The sequence below is a fragment of the Streptomyces sp. sk2.1 genome (assembly GCF_008120935.1).
Classification (GTDB): Bacteria; Actinomycetota; Actinomycetes; order Streptomycetales; family Streptomycetaceae; genus Streptomyces.
The window spans coordinates 70,927-89,323 of record NZ_RDBO01000076.1 but is presented as its reverse complement, the minus strand read 5'-3'; the positions used below and the strand labels follow the sequence as shown (position 1 = coordinate 89,323).

The window sequence follows — 18,397 nt, the reverse complement described above, 5'->3', positions numbered from 1 at the left end:
CGTGCTGTCCGAGGGCCGCCTGCTCAACCTCGGCAACGCGACCGGGCACCCCTCCTTCGTGATGTCCAACTCCTTCGCGGACCAGACGCTGGCCCAGATCGAGCTGTTCACCAAGCCCGAGGAGTACCCGACCGACGTCTACGTGCTGCCCAAGCACCTCGACGAGAAGGTCGCCCGCCTCCACCTCGACGCCCTCGGCGTCAGGCTCACCACGCTCCGCCCGGAGCAGGCCGCGTACATCGGTGTCGAGGTCGAGGGCCCGTACAAGCCCGACCACTACCGCTACTGACCCCACCCGCACCCACCGGAAACGGCCATGAGCACGGCCACCGCTCCGCGGAGCGGCGGCCGTGCTCGTCGGTGGGCGGTCAGCAACCCGCAGTGAGGTTCTTGCAGTACACCCAGCCCGTGTTGCCGTTGTCGTTCTTGACGTAGTACCACTTGTTGCCCACGCTGTTGTACGCGTAGTGCGACCACCAGACGGGCATCTCCGGGAAGATGACGCCCGTCGACGCGCAGGAGGCGCGGTAGCACTCCCGGATCTCGGCGTGCTGGGTGGCCTTCGTGGGCGTCCACGTGGCGGCCTGGGCGCTGGTCGGGACGGACAGGGCGACAACGGCGGCGCCGAAAGCGCTCAGGACGGCAGTGCGCTTGCGCATGGCGGGATTCTCCTTCTGTACGGACAGGTACGAGCGACCCGGAACACACCGGGGAGCGGCGGTTGCACGGGTGCGGCCGGTCGGCTGCCCCCACTCTGGGCGTCACCGCCCGAAGCGGCCAGGGATCCGGCCTGTCCCGGACATGTCCCGGCCGCTGTCCCACCACCGGACGGGGATGCCGTCGGATACGGAAGCCACTGGATACGGGCACAACGAACGGGCCGGCCGGAGCATCCCCGGCAGGGATGCTCCGGCCGGCCCGTCCAGGTGCGAGGGTGCCGTCGGAGACGGGGCGGAGGGCGGATCAGAAGACGTGCTTGAACGCGCTCCAGCCGTGTCCGATCTTCACGGGGCTGCTCAGCCCGGCGCCGTTGTGCGGGTAGTACAGCAGGTTCCCCGAACCGTCGACACCCAGTACGTCGGCCCTGCCGTCACCACTGAAATCGGAGGCGAAGACGTGCTTGAACGTGCTCCAGCCGTGTCCGATCTTCACGGGGCTGCTCAGCCCGGCGCCGTTGTGCGCGTAGTACAGCAGGTTTCCCGACGCGTCCACGCCCAGTACGTCGGCCCTGCCGTCACCGCTCCAGTCGGCGGCCATGACCTGCTTGAACGTGCCCCAGCCCTGCCCGATCTTCACGGGGCTGCTGAGGCCGGCGCCGTTGTGCGGGTAGTACAGCAGGTTCCCCGAACCGTCGACACCGAGTACGTCGGCCCTGCCGTCGCCGCTCCAGTCGGCGGCCATGACGTGCTTGAACGTGCCCCAGCCCTGCCCGATCTGCGTGGGGGCGGTGAGCTTGTAGCTGTTGTTCGGGTAGTACAGGAGCCTCCCCGAACTGTCGACACCGAGTACGTCGGCGGCACCGTCGCCGCTCCAGTCGGCGGCCATGACGTGCTTGAACGTGCCCCAGCCCTGCCCGATCTGCGTGGGGCTGCTGAGACCGGCGCCGTTGTGCGGGTAGTACAACAGGTTCCCCGAGGAGTTGACGCCCAGTACGTCGGCCTTGCCGTCGCCGCTGAAGTCGGACACCCGCTCACCGTCGGGCCACAGCGTCTGCAGGCCGTTCCGGCTCACGGGCGCGTAACCGGTGGGGTAATTGGTGCCGGTCTCCACAGAGTTGGGTATCTCGCGGCTGAGCTGGCTGTTGCAGTGGACGATGTTCCAGTGCAGGTGCGGACCGGTCGCGTTGCCGGTGGCCCCGGACGTGCCGATCCGCTGGCCCTGCGCCACCCTTTGTCCGGCGTTGACGATCGTGGAATTGAGGTGGGCGTACTGGCTGCACCGATTGTTGCCGTGGTCGATCAACGCCATGATGCCCCCGCCGTTCGACCACCCCTCGAAGTAGACGGTGCCGGCCGCGGAAGCGACGATCGGAGTTCCCGTGGGCATGGCGAAGTCGACGGCATGGCGGTTGTAGTCGTCATTGTGCGAATAACCGCTGCCGGGCGTCTGTGTGATCGTGTAGGCCGATCCGGCGGGATAGGGGAGTTTGAACGGGGCGCCGGAGGCCGCGTGCGCGGACCCGATCGGAGCCGTGCTCCCCAGACAGGCGAGGAACATGGTCAGAGCGACGGCGATGCCGCGGCGCATGGGCGCCTCCTTTGCGGAATTACGGGCATGAGGGGCTTCCGGTACAACCCGGGCCGCACCGCGAGGAATTGGAGTGGCCGCCCGATTGGCGAGCGACCGTAGCAGCGGGAATTGTGCTTGTCGAGTGGGCCGTCGAAACGGTGCCGTCGGTATTGATCTGTGCCGGATTGTTATTCCGGACGGACAATGCGTAAGGCGTAATTGTCAAGTTCCGCGGCTGGCATGTAGAGGACATGACGCCCCTTCGGCAACCGGAAATCATGGCGCGATCCCGTGGAGCGCCGGGCCGGTCCGGGCATTACTCGGAGCGGTGGTCGGCCCCGGCGAACCGGATCGGACGCCGGGGCCGGGTCCGTCAGCGGCTCAGGTCCCGGAACCGCTTCACCGCCAGCGGGAAGAACACCGCGATCAGGGCCACCGGCCAGGCCACCGCGAGGAGTTCCGCATGGGTCGCGGCCCAGGAGTCGCCGCCCGCGCCCGGGTTGCCGAACAGGTCGCGCACCGCGCCGGCCGTCGCCGACATCGGGTTCCACTCCACGACCGCGCCCAGCCAGGACGGCATCGATTCGGGCGAGGCGATGGCGTTGGAGAGGAAGCCGACCGGCCAGACCAGGATCTGCACCGCCTGCACCAGTTCCGGCTTGCCCGCGACCATCGCCAGGTGGATGCCGATCCACAACATCGCGAACCGCAGCAGCAACAGCAGTCCCACCGCGCCCAGGAAGGCGCCGAATCCCGCGTGCCGGCGCCAGCCGACCGCGTATCCGACCGCGATCATCACGGCCAGGCCGACGACCGACTGCAGCATGTCGGCGACGCTCCGCCCGACCAGGATCGCGCCGGAGTTCATGGGCATCGAGCGGAACCGGTCGATGACCCCCTTGCCGAGGTCCTGGGTGACCGAGAGCATCGTCGATTCGAGGCCGAAGGCCATGGTCATCGTGAGCATGCCCGGCACCAGGTAGTCCTTGAAGTCCCCGGCGATGCCCCGTCCGCCGCCGATCAGGTAGCCGAACATCAGCAGCATCATCACCGGGAAGACCAGCCCGACGACCACCTGCACGGGTTGGCGCGCCCAGTGCGCCAGCTCGCGCCTGGTCATCGTCCAGGAGTCGGCGGCCGCCCAGCCCGGCCCCGAACCCGTGCCGTGCGCCGTGCCCACGCCGTGGACCGCACTCATGCGGCGCCCTCCTTCGTCAGATGGATGAAGGCTTCGTCGAGCGTCGGCCGGCGCACCACGATGTCCTGCGCCTCGATGCCGGCCGCCTCCAGCGCCCGCACGATCCCGGTCAGCGCGGCCATCCGGTCGGTGACCGGGGCGCTGAGCATCCGCCGGTCCTCGTCCACCACCACGTCACCGGGCAGGAGGGCGGCCGCGTGCGCCAGCCCGGTCGTGTCGTGAAGGACCACGTCGATGCGGTCGCCGCCGGTCCTGGACTTCAGCTCGTCCGCCGTGCCCTCCGCGATGACCTTCCCGTGGTCGACCACCGCGATCCGGTCGGCCAGTTGGTCGGCCTCCTCCAGGTACTGCGTGGTCAGCAGGACGGTCGTGCCGCCGTCCACCAGTGAGCGGACCGCGTTCCACACCTCCGTGCGGCCGCAGGGGTCGAGCCCGGTCGTGGGTTCGTCCAGGAAGAGCACCTGCGGCCGGGAGATGAGCGACGCCGCCAGGTCGAGCCGCCGCCGCATGCCGCCGCTGTACTGCTTGACCGCCTTGTTGCCGGTGTCCGCGAGCCCGAACCGGGCCAGGAGTTCGTCGGCCCGAGCGCCGGCGCGACGCGCGCCGAGATGGTGGAGGCGGCCGAACATCTCCAGGTTCTGACGGCCGCCGAGCTCCTCGTCGACGGCGGCGTTCTGGCCGAGCAGTCCGATCCGCGAGCGCACCTCGTCGGCCCGGGTCCGCACGTCGACCCCCGCCACCTCGACGCGTCCCCCGTCGGGGCGCAGCAGTGTGGACATGATGCGCACGGCCGTGGTCTTGCCCGCGCCGTTCGGGCCGAGGATCCCCTGGACGGTCCCGGCCCCGACCGTGAGGTCGAGGCCGTCGAGGGCCTGCTTGTCCCCGTACCTCTTCCGCAGGCCCTCGACGACGATCGCCGGATCGTAGTCAGGCAAAACGCCCTCCCTCAGTCAGTAATCAAATTTGATTAGTGCTGCAGGGTACGGCCCTCGGGGCGACTGGTCAAACTTGTTCAGTGGTGTTGACGGGGAACACCGGGGGAGGAGGCGCGCATGGCCGCCGACGCCGGATCCGTCCGCGGCGGGACCGCAGCCGGAGGACGGCACCGGTGCCGCGCCCCCGGCGGCGGGACGGGCGCGGATCTCGCGCACCCGTCCCGGACCTCCCCGTCACGCGGCCAGCGCCGCCCGGTCCAGCTTGCCGTTGTGCGTCACCGGCAGCCGGTCCAGATGGCACACCCGCTGGGGCACCATGTGCGCGGGCAGACGTGCGGCCAGCGCGGACCGCACCGTGCTCGCCGGGACGTCCGTCCGCTCCGCCACGACGTACGCGGTGAGCGACTGGTCCCCGTGCCGGGTCTCCGTCACCAGACAGGCCGCGCCCGACACGCCCGGCACCGCGCGCAGCGCCGACTCGATCTCGCCCAGCTCGATGCGGAAACCGCGCAGCTTCACCTGGCCGTCCTGCCGGCCCGCGTAGTACAGCAGCCCGTCCTCGTCGGCCACGGCCCAGTCCCCGCTGCGGTAGTGGCGGCCGGAGCCGTCGCCCGCGTCGACGAAGCGCTGCCCCGTCAACTCCGGCCGTCCCAGGTACCCGTGGGCGACCCCGCTGCCGGCGACCCACATCTCGCCGCGCTCGCCCGGCGGCACGGGCCGGCCCTCGGCGTCGCGCAGCGAGACCGACAGATGCGGCAGCGGACGCCCGATCGGGGTGCGGCCGGGCACCGCGCCCGCCAGGACGTCCGGGGTGAGCGGGCAGTACGTGACGTGGACCGTGGTCTCGGTGATCCCGTACATGTTGACCAGCTCGGCGTCCGGGGCGATCCCGGACTCCCACCAGCGCCTCGCGTCGGCGGGCACCAGTGCCTCCCCGCCGAGGACGACCCGGCGCAGCGCGGGCAGCCGGATCTTCTCGGCGGCGGCCTCGACGATCAGGTTGCCGAAGGCGGAGGGCACCTGGTTGAGGACGGTGACGCCCCGGTCCGCGAGCAGCCGGGCGAACTCGGCGGGCTCCGTCGCGGTCTCGCGGTCGACGACGACGGCGTGCCCGCCGTACAGCAGCGGACCCCACAGCTCCCAGACGCTGAAGTCGAAACTCAGCGAGTGGAACAGCGTCCACACGTCGTCGGGGCCCGTGCCCAGCAGTGGCACGGCCGCGTCCAGCAGGGCCAGCACCTGGCCGTGCCCGACCACGCAGCCCTTGGGGGCGCCGGTGGAGCCGGAGGTGTGGATGACGTACGCGGTGTCCTCGGGCACCCCCGTCCCGGTCGTGCCCGTGCCCGCACCGGACACGGCGCGGGTCGCCAGGACGAACGGACCCGCCTTGGCGATCGGTGTCTCGTCCGCCAGCAGACCGCTGTCGGACAGGACCAGTTCGACCTCGCCGTCCTCCAGCAGGTACTCCTGGCGGGCCACCGGATAACCGGGGTCGACGGGCAGGTACGCGGCACCGGAGCGCAGGATCCCGAGGACCGCCCCCGGGGCGTACCGGGTGCGGGCGGCGCGCAGCGCGACCAGCCGGCCGGGCCCGGTGCGCCCCTCCAGGCGCTGCGCGACGGCGTCGGCGAGCCACTCCAGTTCGAGATAGCTCAGCTCGCCCTCGGCGTCGGACACGGCGGTGCGGGCGGCGTTGCGGGCGGCCACCGCGGCGAACCGGGTGTCGAGGCGATCGGCGGACTTCGCCGGGGGTCGGCCGATGGCGTCCAGCAGGGTGCCGACGTCATCGGCGAGCCGGTCCAGTCCGGGCAGCCCGCCCGGACCGTCCTCGGGACGGGTGTTCATGGGACCTCCCAGATGGGCAAGGGGCACGGGTGGTGGGGCGCCGGTCATCCGACGTCCTCCAGAACGGCTGCGGGTACGACGGGGGCGGCGGGTACCAGGGCGTGCACCAGATAGCTGGCGACGTCGCCCGGCGTGGTGCCGCGGCCGAAGATCCGGTCCGCGCCCAGCGTCGCCGCGGCGGCCGGGTCGAAGCGGGGGCCGCCCACCACCAGCAGGGGACGCTCGTGCTCGGCGAACGAGGCCCGCAGTTCGGCGCTCAGCTCCCGGACGTTGGTGAGATGGGCGTCCCGCTGGGTGACGGCCTGCGAGACCAGGACGGCATCGGCGCGTTCGGCCCCGGCCCGGCGCACCAGCTCCCCGACCGGGACCTGCGCGCCCAGGTTCAGGACCCGCATCTGCCTGTAGTACTCCAGGCCCTTCTCGCCGGCGAAGCCCTTGATGTTGAGGATCGCGTCGATCCCCACGGTGTGCGCGTCCGTGCCGATGCAGGCGCCCAGTACCACGAGCCTGCGGCCGAGCCGGTCCCGTACCGCCGCGTCGGCCTCCTTGGCGGACAGCAGCGGGTAGTCGCGCTCGGCCACCACGACCCGGTCGAGGTCCACGGTGTGGGCGACGGCCCCGTACACCACGAAGAAGCTGAAGTCGGTGCCGCCGACCGCCTTGCTGTGCACGACCAGGGGGCGCTCCATGCCCATGCGGCGGGCCAGTTGGAGCGCGGCGCCCTCGGCGCGCGGGCCGTGCGGCAGGGGCAGGGTGAAGGACAGCTGCACCATGCCGTCGTCGGTGGTGTCGCCGTAGGGGCGGATGACGCCGTCGCCCTCCGGACCGCCCTCCGGACCGCCCTCCGGACCGCCCTCCGGGCCGTTCGACGGGGCGTCCGCGGGGCCGCCGTACAGGCTCTCGTACAGGCCCTCGGGCAGGTCCTCGTGCAGGTCCTCGTGCGGGCCGGTCCCGTTCTCGGGGCGGCGCCCGGTGGTCCACGGGTCGGTGTTCATCGGGCCTCGGTTCCTTCCAGGAGGTCGGCGGCCGGATTGCGGTAGCCGGGTGCGCGGCGCACGACGCCGTCCGCGCCCCGCCCGCCGTCCGCGGGGCGCCGCATCCCGCCGAACGTGCCGCGCCCGATGGCGTCCAGCAGGCCCCGGTCGCAGATCTGCTCCAGCAGACCGACCGCCTCGTCGAGCACGTGGTGGGCGCGCCGGGCGATGAAACCGTCGGGAGCGGGGCGGAAGTCCTCGGCCAGCGAACCCGCCGAGCCCAGGACGTAACGGACGTTCTGCAGCGCCAGGTCGCGGTCGGACAGGAACGGGGTGACGACGGCCTCGGTCATCATCCCGACCAGCAGGATGCTCTGCCCGGTCAGCGCCCCCGCCAGGTTGAAGAAGCCGTTGAGGAGGTAGCCGCGGAAGACGTCTCCGGTCATGTGCCGGGTCGGCGGCATCCACTTCAGCGGCGCGTCGGGGAACAGCTCACGGGCCAGCATCGCGTGCGCCAGCTCCAGCCGGAACGAGTCCGGCCGGTCCGGGTCGATCTCGAAGGCGTGCCCGAGGCCGAGCTGTCCGTCCGGCAGGCCCGCCTCCTTCGCGAAGTACTCGTTCAGCAGCTGACTGGCCGTCACCGTGTGGGCGGCGTCCACCGCGTCGGCGGTCGTCAGGTAGTTGTCCTCGCCGGTGTTGATGAGGATGCCCGCGCGGGCGTGCAACTGCCGGGAGAAACGCTGGTCGACGAAGGTGCGCACCGGGTTGATGTCGCGGAAGAGGATGCCGTACATCGAGTCGTTGAGCATCATGTCGAGGCGTTCGAGACCGGCCAGCGCCGCGATCTCCGGCATGCACAGCCCGGACGCGTAGTTGGTGAGCCGTACGTAGCGGCCGAGTTCGGCGGACACCTCGTCGAGCGCGGCCCGCATCAGCCGGAAGTTCTCCCGGGTGGCGTAGGTGCCGGCGTAGCCCTCCCGGGTCGCGCCCTGCGGCACGTAGTCCAGCAGCGACTGGCCCGTGGAGCGGATCACCGCGATCACGTCCGCGCCGCCGCGCGCCGCGGCGCGGGCCTGCCGGATGTCCTCGTAGATGTCGCCGGTCGCCACGATCAGATAGATCCAGGGCGCGGGCGGATCGCCCAACTCGCCCACCATGCGGTCCCGTTCGGCGCGCCTGGCGTCGATGGCGGCCAGGCCGCGGGCGACCGCGCGGTGCGCCCCGGCGACGGCCGCCCCGGCGTCCGCGCCCTCGGGGACGCGGAACGGCACGGTGCGGGCGGCGGCGTGCGCCGCCAGATCGGTGAGGTCGCGGTACGGTCCGGTGCGCAGCGCGTCCCAGACCGGCAGGCAGACACCGTGCTCCAGACCGGCCGAATCGGCCACGGCGTCGACGAGGCGGTTCACCCAGGGGATGCCCTCGGGGTCGGCGCCGTCGAGCCCGGCCAGCCGCAGCGTGGCCCGCTCGACGGACACGGTGGTGTGGGAGCGGGCGAGGTCGACGACGGGACGTCCGGCGCGGACGGCCAGGGCGCGGGCCCGTGCGACGACGTCCGGGTCGAGGTGCAGCTTGCCGTGGACGGGCGGTGCGGGGGCGGTCACCGGACCGCTCCGTTCCCGACGGCCGCGAAGGCCCCGACGGTCCCGGCGCCCGCGAGGGCGCGGTCCGCGGTCGTACGGTTCGCAGTGGTACGGGCCTCAACCGTGCGGCCCGCCGTTCCCGGTACCCGGTCGAACAGGGCGCGCACCCCCGGCTCCTCGCGCACCAGGCCGAGGGCCAGGTCGCTGTGGCCGGGCTGGTACCCGTTGCCGATCAGCATCGTGACGTCGCGGCCCAGCCCCTCGGCACCGAGCGCGGCCGTGCTGAACGACGTCGCCATCGAGAAGAACGCGACCGTGCCGCCGTCGCGGGTGGCCAGGACCGCCGCGTGCTCGCACCCCGCCACGTCCGTGCACACCACCGTCACGTCGGCCGGGCCGCCCCGGTCCTCGATCAGCGCGTGCAGGGCGACGGCGTCCCTCGCGTCCGCCCGCACCACCTCGTCCGCGAGACCGGCCGCGGTCAGGGCCGCCTCCTCGGCGGCGTCCGGCACCACCCCGACGACCCGGCCGGCCCCGGCGCGGCGGGCCGCGGCGAGCGACAGGGAACCCGACTTGCCGCTGGCCCCCAGCACCAGCACCGAGGGAGCGGCACCGCCCCGCGCGTACGAGGCGACCAGCCGCCTCGTCAGCGCCGGGGCGCCGCACACGTCCAGGACGGACAGGGACAGTTCGTCCGGCAGGTCGTCCGGCAGGACCGCGGCGACGGAGCGGCCGAACAGGATGGCGTGGCCGCGCGCCGGAACCCGTTCGCTCCGGCCGTCCCAGTCGCGCAGACCGTCCGTGATCTCCAGCGGGGTCAGGGTCAGCGACACCAGGGTCGCCACCCGGTCGCCGGGCCGCAGACCCAGCGGGGATTCGGGCCCCACCTCGGCGACGGTGCCGATCAGCATGCCGCCCGACCCGGTCACCGGGTTGTGCATCTTGCCCCGGTCGCGCACCAGCGCGCACACCGCCGCCCGCACCGCGTCGCCGTCCCCGCCGTGCGCCTCGCGCAACTGCCGGAAGGACGCCGCGTCCAGGTTCAGACAGGTGACGTCGACGCGCACCTCGTCGGGGGCCAAAAACGGATCGGTGTCGAGCCGGAGGGCGGCCTGCGGAAGCACTCCCCGCGGCTCGCGCACCCGGTGCAGCCCCAGTGCGGTGCTCACGACGCCCCGCCGATCAGTGCCTGCGCGCTCGTCCACCACGCCCGCCCCTGCTGGGGCAGGGTGTGCACCGGGTCGTAGTAGTGGTGCACCCGGTCGAGCGCCGCCGGGTCGTCGTGGTCGACGGTCGTGCGGTAGTTCTTCGTCCAGGACGATATGCCGCGCTCCCGGTCGTAACCGTCCGCCTGGTCCACCCAGCGCTTGCCGACGTACGGCACGTCGCAGACCAGTCGCGGGGTCGCGAACCCGGGCAGGTACCCCATGAGCGAACGCTGGAGCTCCTGGGCGCGGGCGAGCGGCAGCCGCCAGTGCTCGGCACCGGGGATCATGTCGCAGAGGTAGAAGTAGTAGGGCATGATGCCGGCGGTGTCCAGCAGGGCGAAGCACAGGTCGAGCAGCGACTCGGTCGTGCCGTTGACCCCGTCGAGCAGCACCCCCTGGTTGCGGATGTCGCGCAGGCCCGCGTCGAGCAGGGACCGGGACGCGCGGGCGACCAGCGGGGTGATCTGCTGGGCGGCGTTGGCGTGGGTGTGCAGGGCCAGCGACACCCCGCGGGCGCGGGCGGTCGCGGACAGTTCCGCGACCCCGTCGAGGACCTGCGGGGCGAGCCAGTGCTGCGGCAGCCCGATCAGGCCCTTGCTGGCGAGCCGGATGTCCCGCACCGAGTCGATCTCCAGGAGCCGGCCGACGAACGAGGCGAGCCGCGGCCAGGGCACGTTGGCCACGTCGCCGCCCGAGACGACGACGTCGCGCACCGTCGGGGTGGCCCGCAGGTACTCGATCATGCGGTCCAGCCGGTCGGCGGGGCGCAGCACGAAGCGGTACTTGGTGACCTGCGGCGTGGACGTCCCGACGAGGTCCATCCGGGTGCAGTGCCCGCAGTACTGCGGGCAGGTGCTCACCAGCTCGGCGAGCACCTTGGTCGGATACCGGTGGGTCAGCCCCTCCACCGCCCACATCTCCGCCTCGTGCAGCGAGTCGCGGGAGGCGAGCGGGTGGCTCGGCCACAACGGGTGCCGGTCGGAGGCGACCGGCAGCATGTAGCGGCGCACCGGGTCCTCGTACCAGGCGGCCGTCTCCATCCCGGTGTGCGGGGCGATCGTGTTCAGGACGTGCGGCGGCAGCAGGACCGGCATCGTCGCGTGGACGCGCTGGTCGGCCTCGACGTCGTCGTAGAACGCGTCGTCGAGGCCGGGGCCCGCCACCGCGCGCAGCTCCCCGACCCCCTTGACGCAGTGCACGCGCTGCCACTGGGGGTCGCACCACTCCCGCTCGGTGACGTCGCGCCACCCGGGGAAGCGGCGCCAGTCCGGTTCCACCGCCTCGTGACGGCGGTACGTGTAGGGCTGGGGGAGGGGCTCGGCGGCAATGTCCGCGGGGGCCGCCTCGGCACGGAGTGAACGGGACACCTTGTTCCTCGGAATTCCTCTGGCGGACCGGCGGACAGCCGGTCAGCGGGTGAGCCGGTAGACGAACAGACCTTCCGGGTCGCGCTCGGGCAGCAGCTCGAAGCCCGCGCGTTCCATGACGCGCTGCGACGCGACGTTGTCCTCGGTGGTCGTGGCGACGACCGTGTCGACCTTGTCCTGCCGCAGCGACCAGGCGGCGAGTTCGCCCAGTGCCTCGGTGGCGTAACCCTGGCCCCTGGCCTCGCCGTTCAGGTCGAAGCCGATCTCCGCGGAGCCGTCGGACGGCGGGCCGTGGAAGCCCATCGCGCCGACCACCCGGGCGTCCTGCGTGCGCAGCAGCAGGTACATGCCCCAGCCGGGCACGTGCACCCCGGCACCGGCGGCCCGGGTCAGCATCTTCGCCGCGATCCGGGTCTCCGCGCTGGGCGCGCCGCCCAGCCATTCGAGTCCGGCGGTGCCGCCCTCGGTGATCTGCCCGGCCTCCTCGGGCAGCACCTCGCGCATCCACAGCCGCGGGGTGGCCAGCAGCTGCACGGCGGGCCGGGCGGCGTCCTCGGCGACGGCCCGGCGCACCGGGGCGGGCCGGCCGTCCTTCCACAGCTCGGCGATCCGGTCCAGACAGGCCTGCTCACCGCCGGTCCAGCCGGTGGCCTGCCAGCCTTCGGGCAGACCGGTGCCGTTCGGCCACAGGGCGTACTGCTGCCGGTCGTTGACGATGACTGCGTGGGTCACAAGTTCTCCTGAGGGGGGTTACGTCCCGTCAGCGGACGGGGTCGATCAGATCGAGGGCGTCCATCAACCGCACCAGGTCCTTGGCGGGGCCGAGGGACACCCGCAGATGTCCGGCGAAACCGAAACGTCCGGCATCGCGGACGAGGATGTCATGATCCTGCGCCAACAACCGCTCGGCGACCGCCGAGTCGGAGACGGCGACGGCCACGAAGTTCGTCGCCGAGGGCAGCGAACGCCGTCCCCTGCGCGCCAACTCGCTGCGGAACCAGGCACGTTGCAGTGAATTCTGGCGGCGAACCTCGTCCAGATGATCGCGGTCCGCGAGCGCGGCGACGGCGGCGGCCTGGGCGACGGCGTTGGCACTGAACGGCATGGTGCCCTGCACCTCGTGCAGCCGGGCGACGAGTTCCGCGCTGCCCACCGCGTAGCCGAGCCGCAGCGCGGCCAGCCCGTACGCCTTGGAGAACGTCCGCAGCGACAGCAACGGGGCACCGCTGCCCAGGTAGTCGCGCAGCTGCGGGGTGCCGGCCGGGGCGAACTCCAGGTACGCCTCGTCGACCACCAGGGGAGTGCCGGTGACGGCCGCCCGCTCGACCAGCAGATCCATGCGGCCGCGGTCCAGGACGGCCCCGGACGGGTTGTGCGGGTGACAGAGGTAGACGATGCCCGCGCGCTCCATCGCGGCGGCGACGGCGTCCGCGTCCACGCGGCCGTCGTCCAGCGGGATCTCCTCGCAACGGCGCCCCACGGCGGTCAGACAGACGCGGTAGCCGGGAAAGGTGCCGGCGGTGGTGACGCCGGGGCGGTCGCGGTCGCCGAGCGCGAGCGCGGACAGCAGCACCAGCTCGTCGCTGCCGTTGGCGACGGCGACCTGCTGCTCCCCGACGCCGAGCCGCGCGGCGACGGCCTTCGCGGGCGCGGAGCGGGCCGGGTCGGGGTAGACGGCTGCCGGGTCGAGGGCCTTCCGCGCGGCCAGCAGGGCCAGCGGGCTGGCGCCGTGGGCGTTCTCGCTCAGGTGCAGCCGGGCCGGGCCCGTACGCGGAGCGGCGATCGTCATGCGGAGTCCCCCAGCAGGATGCCGAAGCAGTAACTGCCGGGCTCCGCCTCCAGGGTGAGGAAGCGGTGCTCCGCCCCGGCCGGGACGTGCAGCAGCGCCGGGGACGACAGCTGCTGGGTCTCGCCGTCGACGGTCACCTCGATGCGGGCGCCGCCGGGGTTGGGCGAGACGAGGAAGTAGATCTCGGCGACCTCGTGCCGGTGCGGGTCGGCGACGGGACGGCCCACCAGATGGTCGATCGGCCCGCCCGCGAGCTGGACCGGCACCCCGCCGAACATGTCCGCGGTGAGATAGAAGGGGGCGGGGTCGTGGTGGCCGGCCACCGGCAGGAACTGCGGTACGTCGGTACGGATCTCAGCGGTTGCCACGGAGGGCACTCCCCTTCCGGCTGCTTACGGTCCTGTGGAAGGGGACCAGCGTCGCCGACCCGACTAGAGCGCCGGTGGAGCCCCCGCCCGGCCGGTGGGGACGCCCCGCGCCGCGGGGGCACGGGGCGGGGGAGCTCACCCCGGGGACACCTACGGTTCGGGACCGCTCACCACACGGGCGCGGGCCGGGCCGGCGCACCGGTCCGCCGCCCGGCCGGGACCACGGCGGCCACGGGGGCGGCGGTGGCCGCCCCGGCCGAACCGGTCACGACGCGGTGGGTCCCGTCCGGGTCCGCCACCGTGAACGACAGCACCGACAGCACCCGCTCGATCACCCGTCGCATGGTCTCGTGGTCCGCCACCGAGCCCTCCACCCAGGCGAGTTCCCCGGTCTGCACACCGGAGGCCAGCCGGGAGCCGGGCGAGTGCGGGATGACGACGTTCTCCACGCCCTCCACGGCGAGCGCCTCGCGCAGCCCGCGCACACCGACGTAGGTGCCGCCGCCGGGCGGCGCGGGCACCGCCCGGGCGAACACCACCCGATGGTCACCGGCCCGCACGTCCGACACGTCCTCGCCGAGCGCCACCCGCCCGGCCAGTGTGATCGCGTCGAAGTCGCCGGACAGGCGCGCGAGTTGGGGCTGGAAACCGCCGAGCCTCCCGTTCACCTCGATGATCCTCGGGCCGTCGGCGGTCAGCTTCAGCTCGGTGTGGGTGATGCCCGTGGTGATGTCCAGCGCGTGCAGGGCGGCGGTCACCACCTCCAGGGCCGCCGCGCGCTCCGCCTCCGCCAGCGGCGCCGGACGCAGATGGCCGACCTCCCGGAACGGCGGCTCCAGCGGGAACTTCCCGGTCACCGCCCAGTGCGAGACCCGGCCGTCGGTCACCGCCGACTCCACGGAGATGTGATCGCCGTACGGCCCGCAGTCCCGCCCGCGCAGATACTCCTCCAGTACCAGGGAGTTCTCCCCGCCCGGACCCGACAGGAGCTGTTCCACCAGGGCCGCGCCCCGCTCCGCGTCCTCGATCAGATGGGTGCTGCGGCTGCCCTCGCCGCACAGCGGCTTGAGCACGGCCGGCAGCCCGACGGCCGCGAGCGCCCCGGCCCAGTCCTCCGGCCGGCGCACCGCGACCGAGCGCACCGAGTCGGCGCCCCGCTCCCGCAGCCGACGGCGCTGCGCGTACTTGTCCCGCAGCAGCTCCACCGTGGCCGGCGAGTGGTAGGGCAGGCCGAGCCGTTCGGCGATCTCGGCGGTGACCGACAGCCGGGACTCGCTGAAGGTCACGATGGCGTCGGGGGAGTGCGCGGCGAGCCGCCGCGCGGATTCGTCGTGGTCCGTGGCGTCCAGTCGTACGACGGTGGTCAGTTCCTCGGCCAGCGGGGCCAGTTCGTCGGTGTGGTCGCCGGGCCACAGGGCCAGCAACGGCTCGCCCAGCGGGGACAGGCCGTCGACGATGTCGAGGAGGGAGGCGGACCCCCGGTCCAGGACGACGGCGATGACGGGACGCTCAGACATGGATCAGTCCTTCGGGCAGGGCGTGCATCGGGCGGGTTCTCAGGCGGCGGACTGGTCGGACTCCTCGGCGTAACGCACTCCGGAGAGCACGCTCGCCACCGGGACTCCGGGAACGGCGGTCACGTTCCGGGCGGCGGCCGGGGCCGCCGCGCCGAACAGGGCCAGCGCGGCGGCGGTACCGGTCACCTCGGCCCCGATGGAGCGGTGGGTCTCCCAGCGCTCCCGGGAGAGCCGGAACCGGTCGCTGACCACCTGCTCGCCGCGGACCGCGTTGATCTGGCTGCCGTCGCGCTCGAAGCCGAACTTGGCGCACACGCCCTGCGAGGCGTCGTTGCCGCGACGGACGACGGAGAACGCCTGCTCGGCGCCCAGCCCGGTGAAGGCGAGCTCCAGGGCGGCCGCACGGGCGTGCCCGCCGAGCCCCTCGCCCTGCCGGCCCAGCGCCAGCCACGAGGTCAGCAGCACCTCCCGGGTGACGCCGAAGTCCCGCGCGCCCAGGCTCTGCGAACCGATCACCTCGCCGTCGGCCACGACGACCAGGTACAGCGTCCAGTCCTCGGGGGTCCAGGTGGCCATGGCGTGCCAGTGGCGCTGGAGGACGCGGCGGGCGACCTCCTCGGGGGTGCCGTCCGTCCACTGGGAGAAGAACGGCATGAAGCCGGGGGCGTGGACGCCCTCGACGGCCCGGGTCGCGAGCGCGTCGAGATCCTCGGGCGTGGGCCAGCGCAGCTCGATGCGCGACGTGCGCACGCCGATGCGGGCGAGCGGCCAGTTGTCCATGGTGTACAGCACCTCGGTACGTCGTAGGGGAGGGAGCGAAGAAGGGGGGCAGGGGGCCGACGCGTGCGCTACACGGCGGCCGTGACGGGTTCGGCGGCCTTCTCCGAGGAATCCGCGGCCCCGGTGCCCTCCGGCGCCGCGCTCTTCCCCTGTGCCGGGTCCTCTTCCTGTGCCGCGTCCTCCTCCGGCTTCGGCAGGTCCGCGCCGAGCCCCAGCGACGTGCGCAGCCGCACCGCCACGGCGACGACCACCAGGCAGCCGACGAGCAGCGTCACCATCAGACCCAATCCGTCGGCCCACGGCAGCAGGGCCCCGGCGAGCGCCGGCCCGGCCACCGAACCGGTCGAGACGGCCACCGAGAGCAGGGCGTTGACCCGGCCCCGTACGCGCTCGGTCGCCAGGTCGTTCAGCAGCGACGTCACCACCGGGAAGACCAGCGCCTCGCCCACCGAGAGCAGCACCACCCCGGCCAGGGCCAGCCCCAGCGCGCTGCCGCCCCGTTGCAGGCCCGCGGCGAGCACCAGCGCCCAGGCCACGGTCCACACCGCGCCCGAGACGGCCAGCACCGTGCTGCGGCGGACGCGCTGGATGCGGTCGGCCAACAGCACCTGCGCGCCCACCGCGACCAGGATGTTGACCGCGAAGGCACCGGAGATGCCCTCGGGCCCGAGCGCCCCGCCCTGCGTCAGATAACCCGGCAGGCCCGAGCGGAACTGCCCGTACGAGACCAGCGAACAGACCGTCAGAGCTGCCAGCAGCACACCGATGTGACGTTGTGTCAATACGTCCCGGTAGCCGACCCGGCGCTTCTCGCCGGAATCGTCCCCGGCCCCGTCACCCGCCTGGACCACCTTGGGCAGCAGCCAGAACAGCACCGCGCCGGCCAGCAGGAACGTCGCACCGTCCGCCAGGTACAGCAGGGCGAACCGGACCGCGCGCGATCCCGCGTCCAGGGACGCCACCAGACCGCCGGCCAGCACGCCGAGCCCGGTCATGGCGTTGAACACCGCGTAGTCGGCGGAGTAGGCGAGCCCCCGCTCCCGGGCGGAGGGGGCCCCCGCGTACAGGAAGCGGAGCACCGTGCCCACGCCGCTGATCCCGAAGCCGTACACCAGCGCCGCGGCCAGCGCGGTGTACACACCGGTCGCCTGCGCGTACAGCGCCGTGCCGAGACCGGCCACCGCCATCACCACGGGCACCGTGGTGCGCGGCGGGAAGCGGTCGAGCAGCGAGCCCCACAGCAGCCCGCCGACCACGGCCGTGGCCGCCTGCACGGCCAGCGTCACGGCGGGCACCCAGGAGGGCAGCCCGCGCACGTCGCTGAGGTAGATCCACAGGAACGGCAGCACCAGGCCGCCACCGAAGGAGTTGAGCGCGTTGACGCAGAGCACGACACGGGTGCGCGGGGAGAACTCCCGCAGCATCGCCAGGGGGTTGGCCATCACCGGGCCTCCAGCACGTACAGCCAGGAGTGCGGGGTGCCGAAGGGCACGACGCGGCGCGGGACCAGGCCGGCGTCGGCGAACAGCTCCTCGTACGTCTCCTTGGTGTGCAGCGGGACGCCCATGAGCGCGTGGGCCAGTTCGTAGCCGAGCGAGAAGACGGGCAGCGTCCGAGAGTTCTCCGAGTCGGGGCGCAGCATCGTGTCCGCGAGGACGAACGTGCGGGCCGCCGGGAACGCCTCGCGCAGCCGGGTGAAGGTGTGCGGGCGGGTCTCGGGGTTCGCCAGCAGGTCGTGCAGCAGGAAGAAGCTCATCACCGTGTCGACCTCGGCGAGGGTGTCGCGGTGCGCGGCCCGGTGGCACACGTCCAGCACGTCCGTCCGGATCGCCCGGACCCGGTCGGCCAGGCCCGCCTCGGCGATCGTGCGGTGGCCGAGCTCGGTGGCCGGGCCGCTGATGTCCAGGCCGAGGCCCCGGGTGCCGGGACGCTCGCCGACCACCCGGGAGACCCGGGCGGAGATGCCGCTGCCCAGGTCGGCGAGGACGGAGAAGTCCACGTCGGCCAGGACCGAGTCGAGCGTCCCGGCCATGAAGGAGCGGTCGTTCTGGCCGGAGCCGAGCGCCACCATGGCCTCGTCGCGCAGCACGTCGGTGCCGAACGCGGCCTCGCCGGAGACGATGCGGTGGGCCTGCGCGAACACCTCGTCGTAACCGCCGACGCCCCAGGTGAAGTACCCGCGCATGCGGATGATCTCCTGGCCCGCGGTGGTCAGCAGCGCGGTGTCGCCGTCGTCCTGGAGCCGGACCCAGCCACAGGTGGCGGCGGCCCGGACGACCTCGCGCAGGACCCGCTCACGGACGGCGGGGCCGATCTCGGCGGCGAGGACGCGCAGGTCGAGCAGGGGGTCGGCGGCCAGTCGGTCCCACACGCCCAGCCGGTCGAGCGCGTTGATGACGGTACCGGCCACATAGCCGTTGAAGGCCTGGTCCGCGCCCATCGGGGCGGGGGCGGCGCCGGCCCAGTCGGCCGGTGTGGGCACCGCGGCGGTGAGGTCCTGGACGACGGTCATGGCGGGTCCTTTCGGGTGTGCTGATGAGGTGCGTGGATGAGGGGGCGTGCGGATGGAGGTGTGTGGAGGGGACGGGCGGACGGGGCGGTCGGGTG

At 72.9% G+C, this 18,397-nt stretch carries 17 protein-coding genes; 1 reads left to right on the top strand and 16 read right to left on the bottom strand.

Going from position 1 to position 18,397, the window contains the following annotated elements; genetic code table 11:
• The coding region (locus tag EAO76_RS27225; RefSeq protein WP_187438794.1) for an adenosylhomocysteinase at positions 1 to 289 on the top strand (289 nt) is incomplete at its 5' end.
• 79 nt (positions 290 to 368) lie between these two features.
• Here the strand turns inward: EAO76_RS27225 and EAO76_RS27220 are convergent.
• The 16 genes from EAO76_RS27220 to EAO76_RS27145 form a co-directional block, all read right to left on the bottom strand.
• Positions 369 to 659 (bottom strand): hypothetical protein, encoded by a 291-nt coding sequence (locus EAO76_RS27220; RefSeq protein WP_148838579.1) that lies wholly within the window; start codon positions 657 to 659, stop codon positions 369 to 371.
• Between the two features lie 304 nt (positions 660 to 963).
• Complete coding sequence (locus EAO76_RS27215; RefSeq protein ID WP_148838578.1) at positions 964 to 2,247, bottom strand: VCBS repeat domain-containing M23 family metallopeptidase; 1,284 nt, start codon at positions 2,245 to 2,247, stop codon at positions 964 to 966.
• 355 nt (positions 2,248 to 2,602) lie between these two features.
• Complete coding sequence (locus EAO76_RS27210; RefSeq protein ID WP_148838577.1) at positions 2,603 to 3,427, bottom strand: ABC transporter permease; 825 nt, start codon at positions 3,425 to 3,427, stop codon at positions 2,603 to 2,605.
• Positions 3,424 to 4,362, bottom strand: coding sequence for an ATP-binding cassette domain-containing protein (locus EAO76_RS27205; RefSeq protein ID WP_148838576.1), 939 nt, complete (start codon positions 4,360 to 4,362; stop codon positions 3,424 to 3,426). Before EAO76_RS27205 ends, EAO76_RS27210 begins: the two co-directional genes overlap by 4 nt.
• Before the next feature lie 234 nt (positions 4,363 to 4,596).
• Positions 4,597 to 6,207, bottom strand: coding sequence for an amino acid adenylation domain-containing protein (locus EAO76_RS27200; protein WP_148838575.1), 1,611 nt, complete (start codon positions 6,205 to 6,207; stop codon positions 4,597 to 4,599).
• 44 nt (positions 6,208 to 6,251) lie between these two features.
• Positions 6,252 to 7,202 (bottom strand): OAM dimerization domain-containing protein, encoded by a 951-nt coding sequence (locus EAO76_RS27195; protein ID WP_148838574.1) that lies wholly within the window; start codon positions 7,200 to 7,202, stop codon positions 6,252 to 6,254.
• On the bottom strand, positions 7,199 to 8,782 hold the full coding sequence (locus tag EAO76_RS27190) for a lysine 5,6-aminomutase subunit alpha (protein ID WP_148838573.1): 1,584 nt from the start codon (positions 8,780 to 8,782) through the stop codon (positions 7,199 to 7,201). Before EAO76_RS27190 ends, EAO76_RS27195 begins: the two co-directional genes overlap by 4 nt.
• Positions 8,779 to 9,930, bottom strand: a complete 1,152-nt coding sequence (locus tag EAO76_RS27185) for an L-erythro-3,5-diaminohexanoate dehydrogenase (protein WP_222872211.1) — start codon at positions 9,928 to 9,930, stop codon at positions 8,779 to 8,781. The genes EAO76_RS27190 and EAO76_RS27185 overlap by 4 nt, the downstream gene beginning before the upstream one ends.
• Positions 9,927 to 11,336: a KamA family radical SAM protein gene (locus tag EAO76_RS27180; RefSeq protein ID WP_376042815.1), complete on the bottom strand. Its 1,410-nt coding sequence runs from the start codon at positions 11,334 to 11,336 to the stop codon at positions 9,927 to 9,929. The genes EAO76_RS27185 and EAO76_RS27180 overlap by 4 nt, the downstream gene beginning before the upstream one ends.
• Before the next feature lie 42 nt (positions 11,337 to 11,378).
• Positions 11,379 to 12,068 (bottom strand): GNAT family N-acetyltransferase, encoded by a 690-nt coding sequence (locus EAO76_RS27175; RefSeq protein WP_148838572.1) that lies wholly within the window; start codon positions 12,066 to 12,068, stop codon positions 11,379 to 11,381.
• 28 nt (positions 12,069 to 12,096) lie between these two features.
• On the bottom strand, positions 12,097 to 13,125 hold the full coding sequence (locus EAO76_RS27170; protein ID WP_148838571.1) for a histidinol-phosphate transaminase: 1,029 nt from the start codon (positions 13,123 to 13,125) through the stop codon (positions 12,097 to 12,099).
• The gene (locus EAO76_RS27165) at positions 13,122 to 13,493 is read right to left on the bottom strand and encodes a cupin domain-containing protein (RefSeq protein WP_148838570.1); all 372 of its coding nucleotides are present in this window, start codon (positions 13,491 to 13,493) and stop codon (positions 13,122 to 13,124) included. The genes EAO76_RS27170 and EAO76_RS27165 overlap by 4 nt, the downstream gene beginning before the upstream one ends.
• A 167-nt stretch (positions 13,494 to 13,660) precedes the next feature.
• Positions 13,661 to 15,010, bottom strand: a complete 1,350-nt coding sequence (locus tag EAO76_RS27160) for an ATP-grasp domain-containing protein (RefSeq protein WP_148838569.1) — start codon at positions 15,008 to 15,010, stop codon at positions 13,661 to 13,663.
• A 39-nt stretch (positions 15,011 to 15,049) separates the two neighbouring features.
• On the bottom strand, positions 15,050 to 15,802 hold the full coding sequence (locus EAO76_RS27155; protein ID WP_262375782.1) for a GNAT family N-acetyltransferase: 753 nt from the start codon (positions 15,800 to 15,802) through the stop codon (positions 15,050 to 15,052).
• Between the two features lie 56 nt (positions 15,803 to 15,858).
• The gene (locus EAO76_RS27150; RefSeq protein WP_148838568.1) at positions 15,859 to 17,232 is read right to left on the bottom strand and encodes an MFS transporter; all 1,374 of its coding nucleotides are present in this window, start codon (positions 17,230 to 17,232) and stop codon (positions 15,859 to 15,861) included.
• Positions 17,232 to 18,302, bottom strand: a complete 1,071-nt coding sequence (locus EAO76_RS27145; protein WP_148838567.1) for an SAM-dependent methyltransferase — start codon at positions 18,300 to 18,302, stop codon at positions 17,232 to 17,234. Before EAO76_RS27145 ends, EAO76_RS27150 begins: the two co-directional genes overlap by 1 nt.
• Positions 18,303 to 18,397: the final 95 nt, after the last annotated feature.

Bases quoted from the DNA above. Each gene is read 5' to 3' on its own strand.
- EAO76_RS27220 (WP_148838579.1), bottom strand. From the start codon at position 659: ATGCGCAAGCGCACTGCCGTCCTGAGCGCTTTCGGCGCCGCCGTTGTC.
- EAO76_RS27215 (WP_148838578.1), bottom strand. From the start codon at position 2,247: ATGCGCCGCGGCATCGCCGTCGCTCTGACCATGTTCCTCGCCTGTCTG.
- EAO76_RS27210 (WP_148838577.1), bottom strand. From the start codon at position 3,427: ATGAGTGCGGTCCACGGCGTGGGCACGGCGCACGGCACGGGTTCGGGG.
- EAO76_RS27200 (WP_148838575.1), bottom strand. From the start codon at position 6,207: ATGAACACCCGTCCCGAGGACGGTCCGGGCGGGCTGCCCGGACTGGAC.
- EAO76_RS27195 (WP_148838574.1), bottom strand. From the start codon at position 7,202: ATGAACACCGACCCGTGGACCACCGGGCGCCGCCCCGAGAACGGGACC.
- EAO76_RS27170 (WP_148838571.1), bottom strand. From the start codon at position 13,125: ATGACGATCGCCGCTCCGCGTACGGGCCCGGCCCGGCTGCACCTGAGC.
- EAO76_RS27160 (WP_148838569.1), bottom strand. From the start codon at position 15,010: ATGTCTGAGCGTCCCGTCATCGCCGTCGTCCTGGACCGGGGGTCCGCC.
- EAO76_RS27150 (WP_148838568.1), bottom strand. From the start codon at position 17,232: ATGGCCAACCCCCTGGCGATGCTGCGGGAGTTCTCCCCGCGCACCCGT.
- EAO76_RS27145 (WP_148838567.1), bottom strand. From the start codon at position 18,302: ATGACCGTCGTCCAGGACCTCACCGCCGCGGTGCCCACACCGGCCGAC.